The 17,352-nt window shown below is 62.3% G+C and carries 20 protein-coding genes; 1 reads left to right on the top strand and 19 read right to left on the bottom strand.

The window, feature by feature from the left end; translation table 11 throughout:
* Positions 1-191 precede the first annotated feature (191 nt).
* Both ABE485_RS13715 and ABE485_RS13710 read right to left on the bottom strand, forming a co-directional pair.
* Positions 192-698, bottom strand: coding sequence for a helix-turn-helix transcriptional regulator (locus ABE485_RS13715; protein ID WP_346515839.1), 507 nt, complete (start codon positions 696-698; stop codon positions 192-194).
* Positions 699-1,151: 453 nt separating this feature from the next.
* A complete protein-coding gene (locus tag ABE485_RS13710) occupies positions 1,152-1,763 on the bottom strand; it encodes a hypothetical protein (RefSeq protein ID WP_346515838.1) in 612 nt (203 codons plus the stop codon).
* Positions 1,764-2,103: 340 nt separating this feature from the next.
* Between ABE485_RS13710 and ABE485_RS13705 the strand changes: the two genes are divergently transcribed.
* Positions 2,104-2,340: a CrpP-related protein gene (locus tag ABE485_RS13705; RefSeq protein WP_346515837.1), complete on the top strand. Its 237-nt coding sequence runs from the start codon at positions 2,104-2,106 to the stop codon at positions 2,338-2,340.
* Positions 2,341-2,820: 480 nt separating this feature from the next.
* On the opposite strand, the gene ABE485_RS13700 is transcribed toward ABE485_RS13705, so the two are convergent.
* The 17 genes from ABE485_RS13700 to ABE485_RS13620 form a co-directional block, all read right to left on the bottom strand.
* A complete protein-coding gene (locus ABE485_RS13700; RefSeq protein WP_346515836.1) occupies positions 2,821-3,090 on the bottom strand; it encodes a DNA-3-methyladenine glycosylase in 270 nt (89 codons plus the stop codon).
* Between the two features lie 57 nt (positions 3,091-3,147).
* Positions 3,148-3,666, bottom strand: coding sequence for a lysis system i-spanin subunit Rz (locus tag ABE485_RS13695; RefSeq protein ID WP_346515835.1), 519 nt, complete (start codon positions 3,664-3,666; stop codon positions 3,148-3,150).
* Complete coding sequence (locus ABE485_RS13690) at positions 3,663-4,193, bottom strand: hypothetical protein (protein ID WP_346515834.1); 531 nt, start codon at positions 4,191-4,193, stop codon at positions 3,663-3,665. Before ABE485_RS13690 ends, ABE485_RS13695 begins: the two co-directional genes overlap by 4 nt.
* A gap of 2 nt (positions 4,194-4,195) precedes the next feature.
* Positions 4,196-4,639 carry a hypothetical protein gene (locus tag ABE485_RS13685; protein WP_346515833.1) on the bottom strand — a complete coding sequence of 148 codons (444 nt, stop codon included), beginning with the start codon at positions 4,637-4,639 and terminating at the stop codon, positions 4,196-4,198.
* A gap of 110 nt (positions 4,640-4,749) precedes the next feature.
* Positions 4,750-5,481, bottom strand: a complete 732-nt coding sequence (locus tag ABE485_RS13680; protein ID WP_346515832.1) for a hypothetical protein — start codon at positions 5,479-5,481, stop codon at positions 4,750-4,752.
* A complete protein-coding gene (locus ABE485_RS13675; RefSeq protein ID WP_346515831.1) occupies positions 5,481-5,768 on the bottom strand; it encodes a hypothetical protein in 288 nt (95 codons plus the stop codon). Before ABE485_RS13675 ends, ABE485_RS13680 begins: the two co-directional genes overlap by 1 nt.
* Positions 5,769-5,777: 9 nt before the next feature.
* Positions 5,778-8,954: a host specificity protein J gene (locus tag ABE485_RS13670; protein ID WP_346515830.1), complete on the bottom strand. Its 3,177-nt coding sequence runs from the start codon at positions 8,952-8,954 to the stop codon at positions 5,778-5,780.
* On the bottom strand, positions 8,951-9,565 hold the full coding sequence (locus ABE485_RS13665) for a tail assembly protein (RefSeq protein ID WP_346515829.1): 615 nt from the start codon (positions 9,563-9,565) through the stop codon (positions 8,951-8,953). Before ABE485_RS13665 ends, ABE485_RS13670 begins: the two co-directional genes overlap by 4 nt.
* Positions 9,562-10,341: a C40 family peptidase gene (locus tag ABE485_RS13660; protein ID WP_346515828.1), complete on the bottom strand. Its 780-nt coding sequence runs from the start codon at positions 10,339-10,341 to the stop codon at positions 9,562-9,564. The genes ABE485_RS13665 and ABE485_RS13660 overlap by 4 nt, the downstream gene beginning before the upstream one ends.
* 2 nt (positions 10,342-10,343) lie before the next feature.
* The gene (locus ABE485_RS13655; protein WP_346515827.1) at positions 10,344-11,072 is read right to left on the bottom strand and encodes a phage minor tail protein L; all 729 of its coding nucleotides are present in this window, start codon (positions 11,070-11,072) and stop codon (positions 10,344-10,346) included.
* A 10-nt stretch (positions 11,073-11,082) separates the two neighbouring features.
* On the bottom strand, positions 11,083-11,511 hold the full coding sequence (locus ABE485_RS13650; RefSeq protein ID WP_346515826.1) for a hypothetical protein: 429 nt from the start codon (positions 11,509-11,511) through the stop codon (positions 11,083-11,085).
* Positions 11,511-12,905, bottom strand: a complete 1,395-nt coding sequence (locus ABE485_RS13645; protein WP_346515825.1) for a phage tail protein — start codon at positions 12,903-12,905, stop codon at positions 11,511-11,513. The genes ABE485_RS13650 and ABE485_RS13645 overlap by 1 nt, the downstream gene beginning before the upstream one ends.
* 6 nt (positions 12,906-12,911) lie before the next feature.
* The gene (locus ABE485_RS13640; RefSeq protein ID WP_346515824.1) at positions 12,912-13,247 is read right to left on the bottom strand and encodes a phage tail protein; all 336 of its coding nucleotides are present in this window, start codon (positions 13,245-13,247) and stop codon (positions 12,912-12,914) included.
* Complete coding sequence (locus tag ABE485_RS13635; protein WP_346515823.1) at positions 13,247-16,048, bottom strand: phage tail tape measure protein; 2,802 nt, start codon at positions 16,046-16,048, stop codon at positions 13,247-13,249. The genes ABE485_RS13640 and ABE485_RS13635 overlap by 1 nt, the downstream gene beginning before the upstream one ends.
* Before the next feature lie 2 nt (positions 16,049-16,050).
* Positions 16,051-16,350 carry a DUF1799 domain-containing protein gene (locus ABE485_RS13630; RefSeq protein ID WP_346515822.1) on the bottom strand — a complete coding sequence of 100 codons (300 nt, stop codon included), beginning with the start codon at positions 16,348-16,350 and terminating at the stop codon, positions 16,051-16,053.
* Positions 16,351-16,358: 8 nt separating this feature from the next.
* A complete protein-coding gene (locus ABE485_RS13625; protein WP_346515821.1) occupies positions 16,359-16,670 on the bottom strand; it encodes a phage tail assembly chaperone in 312 nt (103 codons plus the stop codon).
* Complete coding sequence (locus ABE485_RS13620; RefSeq protein ID WP_346515820.1) at positions 16,670-17,323, bottom strand: phage tail protein; 654 nt, start codon at positions 17,321-17,323, stop codon at positions 16,670-16,672. The genes ABE485_RS13625 and ABE485_RS13620 overlap by 1 nt, the downstream gene beginning before the upstream one ends.
* Between the last annotated feature and the right edge of the window lie 29 nt (positions 17,324-17,352).

Below are 17,352 nucleotides of genomic sequence, written 5' to 3'. Positions count from 1 at the left end.
GACGGCCGGCGCTACTACCAGGGGTAGTGGATGCAGTGGGTCCTCCCTGACACCGAAGCCCTGTCATGGGCGTACGCCATCACGGCATGAAACTTGCGGAGTGGGAACGCTGCGGCGGTGGGCTAGATCCTTCGGGCCCTCAGACGGCCGGCACACCCGTCTGAGCCGCCGCAGCCTCTCCCAAGCCCCCCCTATTCATAGTCCTTCCGGCGAAAGCGTCGCCGGCGCACGAAGATCTGATCCAGTCCGATTCCGAGTCCGTCAGCAAGACGTTCTTTACTGGTGGGGGACAGGCGGAAGAACTCCATTTCCATGGTCACATATTCCGACACGCTCACTCCGAGGCGCTGCGCCATGGTCAGCTGATTCAAGCCGAGATACTCCCGCCAGGCGCGTGCGAGCGACCAATGGTTATGGGCTGCGGCGACGACTACTTCATGCGGTATCAGGCCATCTGGAGGAATTCGAGGTCTAACGGACTCATCGCACAAGGGAAGCGCCGACCTGTCAGTCGCAGGCGTCGTTAAGTCATCATCCGCGGCAGGGTGTTGGCCGTCTGCCGGCGGATTAGAAATATCGGCTGGCCGTGCCGGCGAAGCGCATGCTAGCTCGAGCAAGCGCTGGTACTCGTCATAGCGCAGCACTGCAAACTCCGGTACGTCATCAACGTAGAGAATTTGGGGTCCGATTTCCTTCATCGCGGCCGTTCTCTTAAGTTCACATCCAGCACTTCCACAGCGCCATCACGCACTCGAAAACAGATCTCGTAACTGCCTGCAGTCATATTGTGTTGCTCCGCCGCGCAAAACCATCCACTCTGATGTTCCACACGCCCCCGAAGATCGCCTACGGCATCAACGACGCGGCGCTGATCTGCACCTGCCAACCTCAATACCGCTTCCGCGGCCTGAGGGTTCCAGTCAATCCTCACCATGGGGCACCTCCTCGGCCGTTCCGGGATGCCGGTTGCCCCCATCCCGATGCAATTTAGGCCTCCCACCCGTGATCTGGTCCTTGTACGACGCGTTGATCTATCGGGTCAATCCCATCACAGCACGAGAGTCCCAGAGTGGGCGCCGCGAACACAAAAACGCCCCTTCTTAATAAAGAAAGGGCTGGGTGGCCAATAACCCAAGACCTGAGAGCGCGCGCTAGAGCATTTTGTCCCGATCTTGCTCCGCCCTTGACGCGCCTATCGCAGTCTCGACCTTCTTGACCTCTTCAGGAGGAGGCAGCACTGCCGGGAACCCAAGGGCCTCAATCCACAACTCACGGGTCCAACCCATCGTATGGTAGAGGTGATGATCTTCATCCTTTTCCACCGCGTCATACGCCTTTTTCAGAACTTTCGACTCGGGCCCAGATAACTTGCTTGCCACCAGACCGATCAATTCCCAGTTCTGGTGGTCCTTGGTTTCTGCGAGCACCACACATTCCGCAGCGACTATTTGTGCCGCGGTAGGATCCCCGCCCTTTTTCGCCAATTCGATTGCGGCAACCAGGGACTCCCCGTGATGTCTCACCACCTGACGGCTGGGCACTTCCAGGTTTGCATCGAGCGCCATTTCTTCAAAAACAGTTAGCAACACTTGCTTGTGGGTTTTGGTTTCGTCCAAGTATCCCTGCCATTCCTTCGCCAAATCTTCGTTTGTGGCGCAGGTCAGCGCCGCGGTGTATACCTCAATCCCGCCCAATTCGGTTTCCAGCGCCTGGTAGAGCAGGTCCTGGATTTTCGCGGTGTCGCCCTTCTTGCTCGTAGCCATATGATTTCTCCCAGGTTCGTAGATGCGCGCCCCGCGCGTTCGCCATCCGCCGCAAGGGGCGTTCCCAAAGAACTGGGCGCCGCACGCCGCGGACTGATCCTGTACTGAGCCCTCTTTCGAGGGTTCCATTCGGAGCCGCTATCAGACCTTGGAAGACGCCGAGCTATAGTTGAAGAAATTTGGACGGGATGAAATGGTAGACGCCCACATGGAAAACGCCGGCTAAGCTGCGCAAGGAGATGGCGCCGCGCTAGGACAAGTAGTATCGCAACACTATTGCTAGCTCCACCCCGACGCGCAATACTGACCTTCCCGTGATCTTCTTTTGGAGGGTATAGCAATGCAACGCGACGACATCCGAAAGTTGGGAGCCAAAGCTGCCCGCGAAGGGTTGAGCTTATTGGACTGTCCCTACTATTGCGCCTCGGCCATGCCTGGCCACACGGGCGAGGCGATCGCGGAGTGGCGTGAAAAAGTCGACGCATGGGAAGCTGGTTGGGTAGCCGAAACAGAATCGCGGAAACCGATGGCGAGTGCGAGGCCTCCTCCGCGCTCAATCGAGCGAAGGCATATCTAGAATATTTTTGCGCCCCAGGAATGGGGCGTTTTAAATTCTTGTCCAGAGAAGGAGTACATCGAAAAACACACATCCCAGCTGAGCTGTTCAGCCGGACGCCGTATGTTCCTCAGAGGCTCGAGGTGTTAAATAAGAAGCCAACGGACCAATGCCCCGCCAGGTGACGACCATCCGACCTCGGGCGCAATCATCTGAGGAGGGGAGAACATGGCGGAGGGCACTCGATTGTCCGATGTGATTGTAAAGCTGCCCGATCGTTCCATCTGCCGGGTGGAGCGTAGGCTAGTCACCAAACGCGGTCCAACCGGACTCCCCGTCCGCGAGTACATTTGCTCCTTGCCGACAGGCGAACCCGTCATTTGGCTGTCATGCGGGAAATACCGTATGCCAGACGGCGCCGTAGCCGTCGCTGTAGCGCATAAGCGCGCCGTATCATGAGAACGCGGAGTCAGTCCGCCGCACCGAGACCATGCAGCACCTTCAGAGGGGGCTGCGACGGTAGTCCTCTGCGCGTGCCAACGTGCGGTAGAACGCCGCGCCAACGTCTAACAAGCGCTCGATCTCTTCCGGTTCCAACTTATCCCGCAAATTCCAGAGGCAGGACGCGTAATCGCCCAGAATGTCTGCCCAGTCCCCAAAGTTATTCAACTTTGCAGATCTGGTAAGTATTTGAGCCAAAAAATCTTCCTGTTCCATTTCTTTCGCCTCGGCCGCGGCCCCGCGCCGCTCAGTGTGCAGGTCCTGCAGCACGCGACGTGCCAAAAACCAGCCCCCTCCCAAATGTTGGGTTCTGGCTGAATCCTCGATTCAACGAAGCCGCGCCTGGCAGGCGGCCAGTTGCGCGGTCACTTGCTGGATTCCAGCCCTGAGGGCGAAATAATCCGATCGAGCAGCTGGATCAAGTTCGGCGCGGGCTCCATCATCCACGCGGGCGCCGGCCCCGGCTTCGGACACTCCACCGCCGGTGGCGGTGCAGGTGGCAGCGACGTGCAGCCGCTGGCGGCCAGCGTCAACATCAGCCCGCAGGCCTTCATCTTGAGTTTGCGCACTGCGTAGACCTCCGTAGGCCGCCCATTCAGCCTTTGCGTTCCGATCGTTGATCTCGCCCACCTCGGCATACCGCCGCTGCAGGATCTCGCGCGCCATGCGCTGAGACTCGGCCACCCGGCCGGCCTCGTCGGCACGGATGGTGGCAATCTGCGCACCGTATCGCCACCCCTGCGCGGTCCACACCGCGCCGCCCATCAGCACCGCGCCAGCCACTGCGGCGGCTGCATACCCACGCCATCCGGCCAGGCCGGCAACAATCTTCTTGACCCCGATCATCCGGCCACCTCATCGGCCGCCAAGGCATAGTTCTGACGCCACTTCGCGCGGAGTTCAGCGCGTTGCACCGGCGTGCCCCGTGCGTAAGCACCCGGCCGCCAGGTGCGCAGGTACAGCGCCCAGGAATCCTCTTCGGCGCCCACCTCGGGCAGCGGCAACGGATCAGACCAGAGAAGCAGACGCGCCAGGCCGGCCGCCAGCACATCGTCGTGCTCGATAGCATCCCAGATGGCTGCGTCGCGCGCCGGCACACCCCGGGCCTGATACAGGTGCGCGGCCGCGGCGCGGGTCGCGACATGCAGCCGGACGCCATGCACCATGCCGCCCCCCACCTCACCCTGCCAGAAGCTCTTCGCCGGACCGGCAGGTCTGGGCGGCTGGCCGATCAGCTGCCGCCGGTGAAGGAAAAGGCTTTCCTGCAGGCCGGTCGCGAGCAGCTGGATGCGCCCCGCTGCGCTGTCCATCTTGGCCGGCAGCAGCGCCAGAGCCGGGCCGATCGCCTTATCGTTGACGGTCTTCAGGTCCACGATCAACCCTCCCCGCCAGGCCGGCGCCACGGCAATCGCGCCAGCACCTCATCCAGCCACGGCAGCACGCCCTGATCACGCATACGCGACATCCACCGCATGTACGCGCCCAACACCCACCATGCAGGAAGGCCAGCCAGCAGCATGCTCGGCCCCAACACGTAGAACTTCGCCAGCAGTGCGTCGTCGCTGCCGGCGCCATGGTGCGCCAGCCAGGTCATCGCGTCCATCAGCCCCGGCTTCCACGCGATTACCGCCCCCGCGAGTGCCGGGCCGAACATGAACGAGCATGCGACGGTCGAAACGGTGCGGACGGTGAACTCCCGCGCCGTCCGCGGCGGCATGATCAGCAGCCCGAGGATCGCGGCGATTGCGGCCGGCACCCCATACGCCATTGCGACCTTCAAAGCTGCGAGGCCTCCCAGCCCCGTAGAACTCGGTTCCATTGAAATGCTCCTGTGTTGGGTCTGCATCGCTGCCTCCCGTATGGACGAAAAAAAGCCCGCCGAAGCGGGATGTATGAAAGGAATGCCGCCCTATGGCGGTCGTGGGATAGCTACAGGCCCGCCACGTCGATAACCGTGTAGCTCCACGGCTGGCGCCGGATCTGCGGCGGGTTGATCGGTTGTTGATAGGGCCCTTGCACGCGGACGCAATATGCGAGGTTGACGGTAGATCCGGACTGCCGCATGCAGGCTGCCGACCAGAACAACATGTAGTCTGGAAGGCTGATCCCAACCGGGACCTCCGCGATGCTTGTCGCCAAGTTGCCCTGCAACACGGCCGGCACCGACCCGACCGGCATCTGGAAGTTCAAGAACTCGGGGTACAGGTTGTCCTGAGTCGCCGGAATGTCGGTGTCGGAGCCTGCAATCGCCGCAAGGTACTTCATGTACTGGTTGCGGGAATCGAATGCCGTCCTCCCCAGGGCATCCTTGACCCGCAACCCGTAATACTGGCCTCCTGGCAATCCAGTAACGTCCGGAGCAGCGAACACGTACCAATTGATCGTGCCTGCCGATCCGCCAACGATGTAGACCAGGAATGTCACGGTCATAGACGAAGCGGCAAACGTGGATCCGACCACAAACGCTGGAAAGTCACACCGCCAGGCAAAGGCGCTTGTGGCCGTGTACGGAACCGTGAACGTGACCGACCGCCAAGAGACAAACCCTGTGGCGACATTCGCGATAGCCGTGCCCTTGGTCCAGAACGACAGGTTCCTGTAGGTGCTGTCGATTTGCGTCTGCAAGGCCGCGTTGCGGATCCGCAATCCATAGTCCGCCATTACCCGACCCTCCCATATGCAATTCGAACGGAAACGCGGGCGGCTGCCGCTACGAAGTACCAGGAGATTGTGGTCCCGCTGATGGACACCACCGGCATGTTCAAGTAGCTTGCCGCCCCGTCTCCGCCCAGAACAAAGAAAAAGGGCGTGCCACCTGCTAACTCGGGCGCCGCAATGGCACCGTCGGCGACGCCCGTCGCAAACTCACCCAGGATGCGCGGCAGCGTGGAGGTGTACTGCACCTGCACGTTACCGGCGGCATCCTTCACCATCAGCCCGAATGCCATACGCTTTTCCTAGGGGATATAGCCGAGGGTCACCCGGTCGATGTTGTTGCTGTCGTAGACGATCACTTGTTGCGACGTGATCCGCATCCGCCCGCCCCCAGGCAGGGGCGAGTTGATTTCCATGACGTTCCCAGCCTTGTCGATGCGCCAGCCGGACACGCCGGGCACATAGTTGTTCGACTGGATGTATTCGCCGATCTTGGCGTTGGTAATCGTGCCGTCCTGGATGAAGGCGGAGCGGATGAAGGTCTGCCCGTTCTCGATGGCAAACGGCGTCGAAATGACCCCGTTCACCAAGTTGATCAGCGCCAGGCGATCAGCAAGGAACAGCACCTGCGTTTGCATACCCGAAGGCGTGTTCTCCACGCCCACACCCATGCCCGCGCTGTAATACTGCCCGTTGGCCGTGACGCCGGCCTTTATGCTCACCATGGCGTTCAGACCGTCCTGCACCTGCTTGATCTCCGTCGCAGCGCCCCCGCCGGAATCGATCTTGTCGATCAAGTCCTGGCCGAGCATGCTCTCTTCAATCTTGCCTCCAATCTGATCGAGAATCGGCCCGGCGTCGTCGCTGGCCATTCCTCGCACGCCCATCCCCACCGGATAGAAATCGCCCTTTACGCCGTTCTTGTCCACCAGCCGCGCCCAGAACCAAAGCTCCTTGCCGGCACGCAGCCCGAACAGCGTGTGCGTGTTCTGCGGAAACGCAAAGTTGCCCAAGGGAATGGCGTTCTCCAGGTTGGGCGTCTCCCCGTAGAACAACTCCGTGTGATCGATGATCGACGGCCCCGTGGGCAGCCCCCAATCCAACTGAATGCTGAACAGAAGCCCGGTAGCGGCCAGGCTTGTGACGACCGGCGGCGGCCCAATGATGCCGTCCAGTTGCGTCAGCACCGAGGACGCCCAGATAGATGGGATGTTCAGCGCGTTCAGCGCCCGCACGCGACACATGAAGCCCCCAGCGAAGATGTTGGGCACTTCGATGCTTGTCGATCCCGTACGCGGCAGATTTATCCAGTCCGAATTATCCCGGCGCCACTGCACCTCGTAGGCGACGGCGCTCGCCGCAGCGGTCCACGAGAAGACTGCCGTGTGACTCGCATATCCCTGGTCAATCACCGAATAGGACGTAATCTTCACATCGGTCGGCGGAGGCTGGACACCAGGCGGAATAACCGTGATCGGTGCTGGCTCCAGCCGCGTGCCGAAGTCGACATTGGCGAATTTGCCCGGCTGGTGCTGGATTGCGGAGATTTCCGCCGTCAGGCCATTGCCCCGCTTGATGCCGAGTACCCGGAACCGCTGCGCGGAAAGCTCCTCGGATTCCAGCGTCCACACGCATTCCGCCTCGGGCACTTCCGAGAACGGGGCGGTCACCGCGATATTCAAGACGGTGCCCGGCAGCCCGATCAGGTCCGCAGTCAATTCGGTGGAATCGACGGTAAACCGAGTCATGTCCGCCGTGAGACCTTCGCCGACCGCCGAGCTGATGATCCGAGTTTCCGCGACCCCGCTGGGCAGGTTCACCACCAGGCGATCCCCAGGGCGAACACCCAGTTCCGCATCCACCGTGACTACCGTACTGGTGGCCTCGCGGATGCGCCCGCCGATACGGCGCCCCGCCAGATGCTGGTCCGCCACCCGGATAATGCTGCCTGGGCGAACCCGGCAAGCGTCCAGGCCGACCGAGAACGACACCGAGCGCGTTTCCATGCGCGAAGTCAGCAAAAGCCACTTTCCAACCCGGTTGGCCTGCCCGCGCGACGTGCAGCCAAAGGCGCTTACTTCGATCTGTTTGAGGCCGTATCGCCCAAGGCTTTCCCGATCCTCCACATACTCGACCTTCTGACGACCCATGTCCGAAAGGTCATTCCAGGAGACTAGCGCCACCGTGTACCGGGTATTGAGCGCGGATCCGACGTAGCTGAACTTCCCATCAATGACGTTGGCGGACGTGAACGTATAGACGGGATCACCGGGCATGTCCGCGACGGCCATGACCGATGAACTGGCCCAGTACGCCATGCCGCGAAAGACCGACGCCAGATCCTGCAGGACGCGATACGCATCGGCGGCGGATTGCAGATAGCAGTTGCAGGTGAACCGCGGCTCCAGGCCGCCGAATCCATCCGGCACAAGCTCGTCACAGTACCGTCCGATTTGGTACAGCCCCCACTTGTCCAACCAGCCGGCCGGAATGCGCTCGCCCAGGCCATAGCGGTCATTGCTGACCAGGTCATAGAAAATCCACGCCGGGTTGTCCGTCCAGGCCAGCTTGAATGTGCCATCCCACGTCCCGGAGTAGGAGCGGCTGTCCACGTTGTAGTTGGACGGGACGCGAATAATGCGTCCCTTCCAGTCGTAGGCTCGCGTCGGGATGGTCTGAAACTGGGACGCATCGATCTTGGTTCCCACAACTGCCGACATTGGATACCGCAGCTTCGCATCCACAATTTCGGTCAGGCTGTCGATATAGGTCCGGTCGGAGATCGTGCTGCTACTGGCGTTGACGGTCAGACGGCGCACCCGTACCGACCATCCTGTCCGCGCGGCGGGCAGGTCGACGCGGTGGGACCGTGCATAACGTTGCGTCGTCTTTCCGTCAAACGCGCTCGACAACACCTGCTGATACGCGCCCCCATCGGTGCTGAGTTCGATCAGGTACTCGACGCGATATCCGCCGATGTCTCCATTGCTGGTATTGGCCTTGCTCAGTCCCGCCACCGCCAGCGTGATGCGAACGGCTGACAAGGTAACGTTGGTGATGGTTCGCACCCAAGGAACGGCCCCCGTCAACTCGACGCCCACGCCGGCAGTGGACTCCGATGCGGGAAACCCCGGCAGCGGATCCTGCGTTTGCGTGCCGGTACGGAAATCGATCGAGACACCCGGAAAGTTCAGGGACCCGTCCTCGTTTGCTGCGGGTGTCCCATCCAGGTACACATCGCGCAGGGCGCCGGCCAGGCCATGTGTGGGGCCATAGACTTCACCCTCGCTGATGAGGTCAATGACGCGTGCGAACGCCGTGCTATGCAGGCTGTCCGGGGCCTCTCGGGGCGAACGTCCGCCCCCTCCGCCCTTCCCTCCGCCAAACCCCGAAATCGGCACCCGGCGCGGTTGCTTGGCCCCAGAAACAACAAGGGCGCCCGAAGGCGCCCTGTTGGCTGGACGATAATCCAAATTCATACCTGATCCTCAGCAAAAATCCCCGCAGAGATCACCGCACTTCCCACGATCATCCGTCCATAGAGAAGCGGAACCGGATTACCCTGCGCTGATGTGTTCACCGGGCCGTTGAAGTTGTACGACGCGCCATTCTCTGGACTGTCGGCGGCGCTCAGCCCCTTCTGCTGCGGCGACAGCATTTGGACAACGCCGCCCATTGCCATCGCGATACCCATCGACATCATCATGGGCGCGACAATAGCCCCCGACGTTCCGAACGCGGCGAGCCCAGCCGCCGGGGGGAAGTAGATTGCTGCGACGATCAAGATGGCCCCCATGATCACCTGGAACAGCCCGCCTTGCTTTGCCCCCGCCAAGATGGGCGCAATACGGATAGCCTCGGGTCCAACTGGGTGGCACATCTCGCCTTCCCCTATATTCCGCTTTCCGATGAAGCATGCGTACCGAACGCCGTGGGCCTCGCTGTCCCTCAGTTCCTTTTCGAACCCTGGCACAAGCACGCACAGCGCGCGGATCGCCTCCGCCGTGCTACTGACGGCCAACCGATGAAGCCGGCCAAATCGCGCGCCCAGGCGGCCATACAACCGCACTTCCCGTAGCGTTTCGCTCATGTCACACCCTCGTATCGCAGCACCAAACGAGTCGCCTCGCGCCAGTAGCCGCCGTATACCACCCGCTCCGAGTCCCGACCGTACAGATGCTGCAGCATTGCATCGGGCACAGGGAACAGGTTCGGCGCCTCCGTCAACGGCTCCGTGCCGATGAAGATCCCGGCATGGTTGGCACGGTCCGAGCGGATCTGCATCAACACCACGTCGCCAGCCGCGATCTGCTCTCCGGCGGCCAGTGGCCGAAATCCCGCCTCGGCGTAGTGGTCCATGTACAGATCGCCCTCTTTCCCCGGCTCCCACCAGCCGTCCTGCCGCTGGAAATCGGGCAGCATGATGCCTCGCTGGCGCGCGTACCAGTCGCGCACGAGGCTGTAGCAGTCCAGGACGCCGTGAGCAAACGGGCGGCCTAGTAGCGGGGCCTGATATCCCTCGGGCGCGAAGCCGAACAGCTCGCCGGGCACCACCTGGCCGGCGCCATCCTTGGCCGCAGCCACGATGAACCAGGGCAGCCCCGATCCCTCACACCCCACGCGGTCGGCCTCGCTGGGCGTTGCGGGCATATCCGGGTGGGAATGCACGACGGCGGTAATGCGGCCGCCCTCCTCCGCCGCGGCGTAGTCCTGCGGATCAAGGATGAAGTGGTCCGTTCCGTCCGCCAGGTTGCGGCAAGGCAAGTAGGCCTCGCGCCGCCCCTGGACCACCACCAGGCCGCAACACTCGCGCGGGTATTCGGCCACCGCGTGAGCGCGAATGGCCTCGATTGTCTTCTTGCGCATGGCTATCCTCTGATGCGGTCCGCCGAAGGGAACCCGCCGAAATTGATCACTTCGTATTCGCCGAAGCGCTTCTTGCAGTCGGTCAGCAGCCCGGAGCAACGGTCCAGAGCAGGGTCCGTCACAGGGCGGCCCTCGATGTCGAACATGCGCGATCCGGTGTACCCGCAGTACGTGCCTCGGTAGCCGCCCTTGGTCAGCCAGCCGCATACGCCGGCGATGATCTGCCGGGCGGGAAGCATCTGCCCGTTGAAATCCAGCGCGCTCGAAAGTTCGAACTCAACGATCTCAGCCGTTTCAGCGGTCTTCTGCTGGATGATCCAGACCTCTGACGGCAGTTCTTCCTCGGGCGCCGCGGTGGGGTTACCGTCTGCGAAGTTGCGCGCATCCAGGTATTTCCCCAGCGTGCGGCGGACAATTACCCGCGCCCCCACCAGATCGTCCAGGTAAATACACAGGGCCGAAATCACACCTGCGATGGGATTGCCTTCGCCGTCCTGACCGATGTTGCCGACGGATAGCGTCGGCGTGGGCTGCTGGCCTTCGCCGACCTGTTCGAACCCCTCCGCCTTGATCGGCCAGGGATCGTACTGATTGCCCTGCCACCAGATGGGCCCGACCTGCGTGTACCCGTGGAACCGCTGCAGGGTGCCCCCAATGCCGCTGGCGTCCAGTTCGTACAGGTCGACCAGCTCGCCGACTTCAAGCTTTTGCACGTCCGCGTAGATTCGCATGTCAACCCCATCAAGCCTTGATGCTCGCGGCCAGGATGAAGAGCGCGTCGATCTGCGCAGCAGTCAATCCCAACATGCCCGCAATTGCGGCCAGCATTTCACTGTCACGGCGGAACTCCTGCAGGTCATCCCACGCGCGCCGGTACATGGCCGGCGTTTCCGGGTCGGCCAGCACGGCCTCTGCGGCTTCGAATAGCGTGGTGTTGCCGTGCGGGGTTCGCCACATGGCCTCGCGGCCCTGGAAGCGGCTGACGAACTGCGGAACATAGGGCTCCGGTTCTACGGGCGGCGGGAGTTCGGCAGGAACGAGCGTCAAGGGGACGTCCAGCGCCGCACCATGCGGGGCGTTGAAATAGCGCGATCCGTTTGTTCCAGTGACCAGAACGTCATCTTCGAACTGCCAGAACTGGCCCGTTTCGGTATCTTGAAATGTTTGCATTAGCGGTATTCTTTCCAGGAAACTAGCGTCGTTGAAACCGCCGCCGCACGGTAGGACGCCCCCGGGGGAATCACCCCCGTGATGGAAAGTCCGGTAGTTGTTCCTGGCGTATACGTGGCTATGGAAATCGGACTTTGATCCATGAACAGAATGATGTATGCGGTCGAAGCGGATGAGCTAGTCCGAACGTAAACAGAAATTGGCCGATCCGTACTATTGGTGTAGACCGTATCTAGCGCACGGGAAGCGGTCACGTCTTGAAGCGTCTGGCTTACCCCGAACGCGTGGCCCATCTGCCCTTGCAGCGTCTGCACGGCTGCGTTTAGCACTGCCAAGTCGCTGGCCAGTTGCGCGGCGTCCACGCTTCCCGGATTCACGACCGCGCCGAACGCGTGGACCGTCCACACGCCCGTCACGTTTAACCCACGAGTTTCAACCGCAGTGCGTGGGTTGCCATTAACCCCGTCAGGTTGCGCCTCACCGACAAGATCAGCGCCGACGAAGGGCCCGGAGCCGGTGACGTTGTTCATGGTCACGCCGCCTGACGTGATACCTTGCCCGACAATACGAATAGGCCCATGTCGGTGGCCTTGAAATGCGTCGCGTTGGATGACACCGCCGGTACCGGCAGACAGGGACCCATCGCCGCGCCAAACCACCGCCCCCAGCGAACCCGCCGATTTGCCATTAAGATCAGGAATACGGATCGTGGTCGAGCCGTCGCCCGGCGTGTACTTGCCACGTTCGGTAGGGGTACTTTGCCACGTTGCCTCGGCCACAACCGGCAACGTGCCCGCCAGAACCATAGCGGTTAGATCTGGGTACGCCGCGCGCGATACCGTTTGCCCGTCCTGGGGGATTTGACCGGCCGGAATACTCGACCGCAGCGGCCAGAAATCTGGCGTGCCGACTGCCGGCCCGCTCGGAATGGGCGGAAGTTGATCTTCAGGGACCAAGCCGCCAGCGTCCAGCGTGGCTACACCTCCGGCCGCTCCTTTTTCCGTCAGCGGAATAGCGTCTACCGCGTTCGGCAGCTGGTCGGGAGTCACCTTGCCGTCCGCGCCCAGCGTCGCCACGCCTTCCGCGGCTCCTTTCTGGGCCATCGGAATGAACTCTTCCTGTTCAGGAAGATACTCCCCGGGGACTTTTCCCCCGGCATCCAGTGGAGCCACACCACCGGCCGCACCGACCGCATCAAACGGGATAGCGTCCGCAGCAACCTGCCCGGCGGCCTGGGCGGCGTCCGCGGCCTCCTGCGCCGCGGTCCCCACCTCGCCGATACCTTCCACCACCTTGCCGAAATTGGCATTGACCTTCTGAAACGCCGCCCGATGAGGGTCGCCTGTTCCGTCGTTGGGCTCCTGCCCGACGTTGATAGGATCGAGTGTCTGCATATTGGTCTACGGCTTAAAAACTTGCTGGAATGTGGCGGAGACGGTGTAAACGTCCCCGCCGACGTGCGAGAGGCTGAAGGTGGGCGCCTCGTACAGCCCCTCTTCGCCGAGGGGCGGAGTCCAAAGAAACGACCGAATTCCTGCATGCCGATCCAGGAAGGCGACGAGCGCGTCCATTTCCCTTTTGCTCCCCGCAAACGTGAGCGGCCAGGACTGCACCTTGCTATTGATTCCGTCGCCTGCGACCTGGCGGTAGCCGTCGCCGAACTGCGCAGTCAGGCGACGGAATGTCACTGCGCCATTGGGTTGCCCTGTGGCGCGCCACGTAAACTTATCTGCCATCAAGACCTCCCGTTCCGCGCATTCCAGGCTGCGCCCCCGGCCTTATGCGAACGCGCGATTTCACTGCGCACAAGCGCCACGACACCATCGGCGAGCCTGTTGCCCATCTCGTTGTCGGCCCCGCCCTTTCGCTCTTCAGTGCCGTCGCTTTGGACATTGACCTGGATCGAAATGGACGGCGTCGTGCCGGCTGCTCCGCCATTGCCGGCTATGCTGTTTTTCAGGGGCGTGACATAGCCGCCGTTCTCTCCACTCATCAGGTAGGTCTTTCCACCCTCCGAGTACAGTTCTGGGCCGAGTTCGTTCACGCGGTAGAGCGAGTTCGCGGCCGTAGGGCCACCCGATGCACGAGCGCCAGCAATAGCGCCCCAATTGCCGGTCATGCCCTCCGTGCTACCAACGGCGGTCATGCCGGTGCCTTGGTAGCTTGCTCCGGCCGAAATCCCGCTGGCAGCTGCTCCGGCCAGCGAGCCAACGATGCTCCCCACCATGCCGACGATGGCTTGGCGCGCAGCAATCCGTGCGAGATCAGAAATCACGGAAGTCGCGAAATCCTTGAACGAGAGCTTGCCCGTGGTGGCAAAGCGAACAATTGCATCCTCCATGCCCTGGAACGCGTTGGAGAAAAGCGCCTTTGACTGCGCCGCCACGTTGGATGCTGAATCCAGGTAGTTGGCAAGCGCCGACGTGGCTCCGTTCTTCCAGCTGGTCTGCGCATCCCTGACCTGGTCGAAATACTGCTGCTGCATCGACAGGCGCAGATTCAGGTGTTCCTGCAGGAGAGCGGTCTGGCTCTGGTAAGTCTCCGGCAACATCTGCCCAGACGCCATCGAGCGGTCGAACTGCGCCTGCTGGCGCTGAAAGTCCCGCAAGATGCCCTGCCGCGCCCGCAGTTCCTCCTGAGCGCGGTCACCCAGCCCCACCCCGGCCACCTGGTCGGAATACTGCTGCTGCTCCAGATCCCGACTCGCGGCCAAGCTGGCGCGGAGCGCTTCGACCTTGGCAGTTTCCTGTTTGGTCCGTAGCTCCTTCTCAGCCGCCACGTTCAGATCAAGCTGCCGGCGCAGCAGGTCTTGCTGAGCGAGCAAGCTCTTTTGATCCGCCGTCAGGACCTTCTTATCCTTCAGGTCGGCAATCTGCTGCTCGAACTCAGCCCGCTTCTGGCCCCAGGTGGCCAGCTTTCCCTCGCTGGTGATCTGGGCCTGCAAGGACGCCTCAGCCTCGCGGTATTGCTGCAGAAGCTTGGTAGCGGCGTCTTCCGTGTACGCCTTGACCGCCGGGTCCTTGTACTTGTCGTTGATCTGGTCGATCAGCTTCTTTTGCGTCTCAAGGGACGCCCCGGTGATATCGGCGTCTTTCTTGACTTGGGCAATCTCGCGTTCGCGCTTTTGCCGATTGGTCTCGGTCTCCTTCGCGAGAGACGACAGGCGGGCCGCGGCGGCGATCTTTTCGGCCTCCTGGCGCTTCTGCAGGCCCACAATCGCCGCTTCATCAGCCTGCTGTTGAAGCATTGCCGCTTCAGCGGTCAGGCGGCGGCTTTCTTGCTCCAGGGGACGGGCGCGCCGGCGCCCTCCGCGCCCGCCGTCCCCGAAGAACGCTTGCGATTCGTCCGTCTGCGGAGTCGCATTCGCCCGCATCTGGACCAGCTCGGCGTTGACGGCGCGCAATTTGTTGGTGAGATCGTCAAAGCTCGGAGCGCGCCCCAGGCTTTTCATCGCCTCCCAGGCGTTGCTGGCACCCTGCTTGACCGCATCCCACGCCGTCTCCAGCGTCCCCAGGTTCTCCCGCACTTCCGCCGCTTGCTGCTTCACAGCGTCCGCGTAGGTGCGCTGCGCCAGCGCCGCCGCGTCCTGGCTGCGCCCCTGCCGCTCCAGGCTTGCGATCTGCTGATAGGTCTCCAGCGTCAGGAAATGCTGCTGCTCGTTCAGAGCAGCGATGGCCTCCGCCGGCTTACCGCGCAGCGTTTCGAACTCCTGCACCGTGTCGGCAATGGCCTTTCCGGTGACGCGGTTCATCTCAACCGCCGCTTCTCCGACCACCGCGAAATTCTGCCCGGCAATCTTGCCCGAAGCTGCGATCAGGTTGAGCGCATCGACGGCCTTTCCGCGAGACCCCGCCACGTCCGCGATGCGCGTGGCCAGGTTGGACATACCGGCGGCAGTCTGCCCGGCTGCGTTGCCGCTCAGAATCAGAGTGTCGGTGAATTCTCGCTGCTCGCCCTTGCCCGAGACGAGGGCGGTTGAAAAGACGGCAGCCGCCGCGGCGGCGACTGTCCACGGGTTCACCAGACCCATGATCGTGGAGCCCAAGGCACGCGCCGCCGGCACGATGCCGCCGAACATATCCTTCAACTGGCCGCCCTGCTGCAGCAACACCGTGAGGGGCTGCTGGCCGCCCTGCAACGAAACCACGATGTCTGTGATTTGCGCCGGCACACCACGAAGGGCGGCGGCCTGCTGTGCAGCGCTCACCCCGTACTGGTTCATCTGCTTGGTGGCGCCGGCCGCCGCCGTTCCAGTCGCCGCAAGCTTCGTCTTGAGTTCGTCCAGGATCGAAGTCGGCACGCCACGCAGGGAGGCGTTGTAAAGGATCTGCTCCTTTCGAGTCATGCCGATGGTGTTGGCCTGATTCACCAGGGCGTCAACACGACGGCGCTCCGCAGCGGCCAACTTGGTGTAGTCGGCCTGCGCGGCCTGCGACATGTCGCTGGTGCCGCGCTTGGCCGAAGCGATGGCGGCGTCAAATTGCGACGTGTCGACGACGATGTCTAGCCGCGCGGTGCCAATGCTTTCCTGTGCCATATTCAACTCTTATGGAAGATTTCCAGGGCCGCCCGCTCGATGATCCGAAGAACGTCCATGATTTCCTGCTGCTCGACCCTGGGAAGCTCTTGCCGGTCCAGGTCGTGATAAAGGACCCCGTAGTCCAGCCCTATCGGCCCTCCAGCTCCAACACGCCACTGCGTGTAATTGCGCGTGAACAGGTTGAACGCCGGCACGTGGTCCGGCCAAAGTTCGGCGCAAGGCCGGGTATAGTCGCTGAGCTTTAACCCGGCCATCGCTAACGTTGCGGCTGATGGCGGCTCCCAAAGGAACGCCGCCACAGCCTCGGTCAGTTTTTTCTGCGTTCGACCCGGATGGCGTCGTTGAAGGCGCTCGCGATCGCCAGATCGGCGCCGGGCTGATGCTCGCAGAGCAAGTCAATCGACTCCTTGCTCAAGGGCATATCTGCGTCCCACTTTTCGAGCAGCAGGAGCAGCAGGTCGGCGGTCGAAATTTCATCGGCCGCCAACTGCTTCATCAATGCGTCGTAGTCCTTGCCGGTCATGTGGCGGTACGTGACGTTCAGTTGCTGCTCGCGCCCCTGGCCGACGATAGTGATGCTGGCGTCGATGGTCGGGTTGGATTTGATCTTGAACGTCATTACGCGGCCTCGTAGCGGATGGGATCGGCGATCAAGGAGAAGACCGCCGTGTTCTGCAGGTTCTCGTTCACCTGGCCCACGGGGACCTTGTTGAACGAGGGGTATGCGTAGTAGAAGAGCGTGGAACCGTTGGGCAGGACGCCGCGCACGACGACGGGCTCGCGCAGGCGGTCGGCCTCGATCAGCGCCGCGTACCATGCCTTGTCGGGGTCGTAGTCCAGCGAGACCGTCATGGTCATGGCGTTCTTGAACGTCGGCTTCTGGCGCTGACGGCTGGTCGGATCCTCGACGTACTGATAGTTGAAGAATTGCTGATCGCCGCCGGCCATCACCACGTCGCGCACCTGGTCCAGGTCCACCCAGGAACTGACCTCCTGATAGGTGCCAGCGCCCCCGCCGGCCGGGAACAGGACGGTGCTCGTGGTGTCCACGCCTTCCAGCTCGAAGCTGTCGGCGTCTGCATTGGCGCTGCGCGCGACAGTCTCGTTCAGATTGGTCCACGCCGATTTCAGAACCAGGATGGAGCCGTCTTCCGGCGGAGTGGCTGCGGAGGCGACTGCCGGGTTCGTATTGGAGATGGCCGAGATGGCGGCGGCCGCGGCCAGGGTCGTCGAGATGGAATACCGCGTGCCATTGATGAAGATGGAAGACATTTGTGTTCCTCAAATGAAAAAGCCCGGCG

The organism is Achromobacter spanius (assembly GCF_039673305.1).
GTDB lineage: Bacteria > Pseudomonadota > Gammaproteobacteria > Burkholderiales > Burkholderiaceae_B > Achromobacter > Achromobacter spanius_F.
This window is presented reverse-complemented; position numbering and strand designations above follow the sequence as displayed.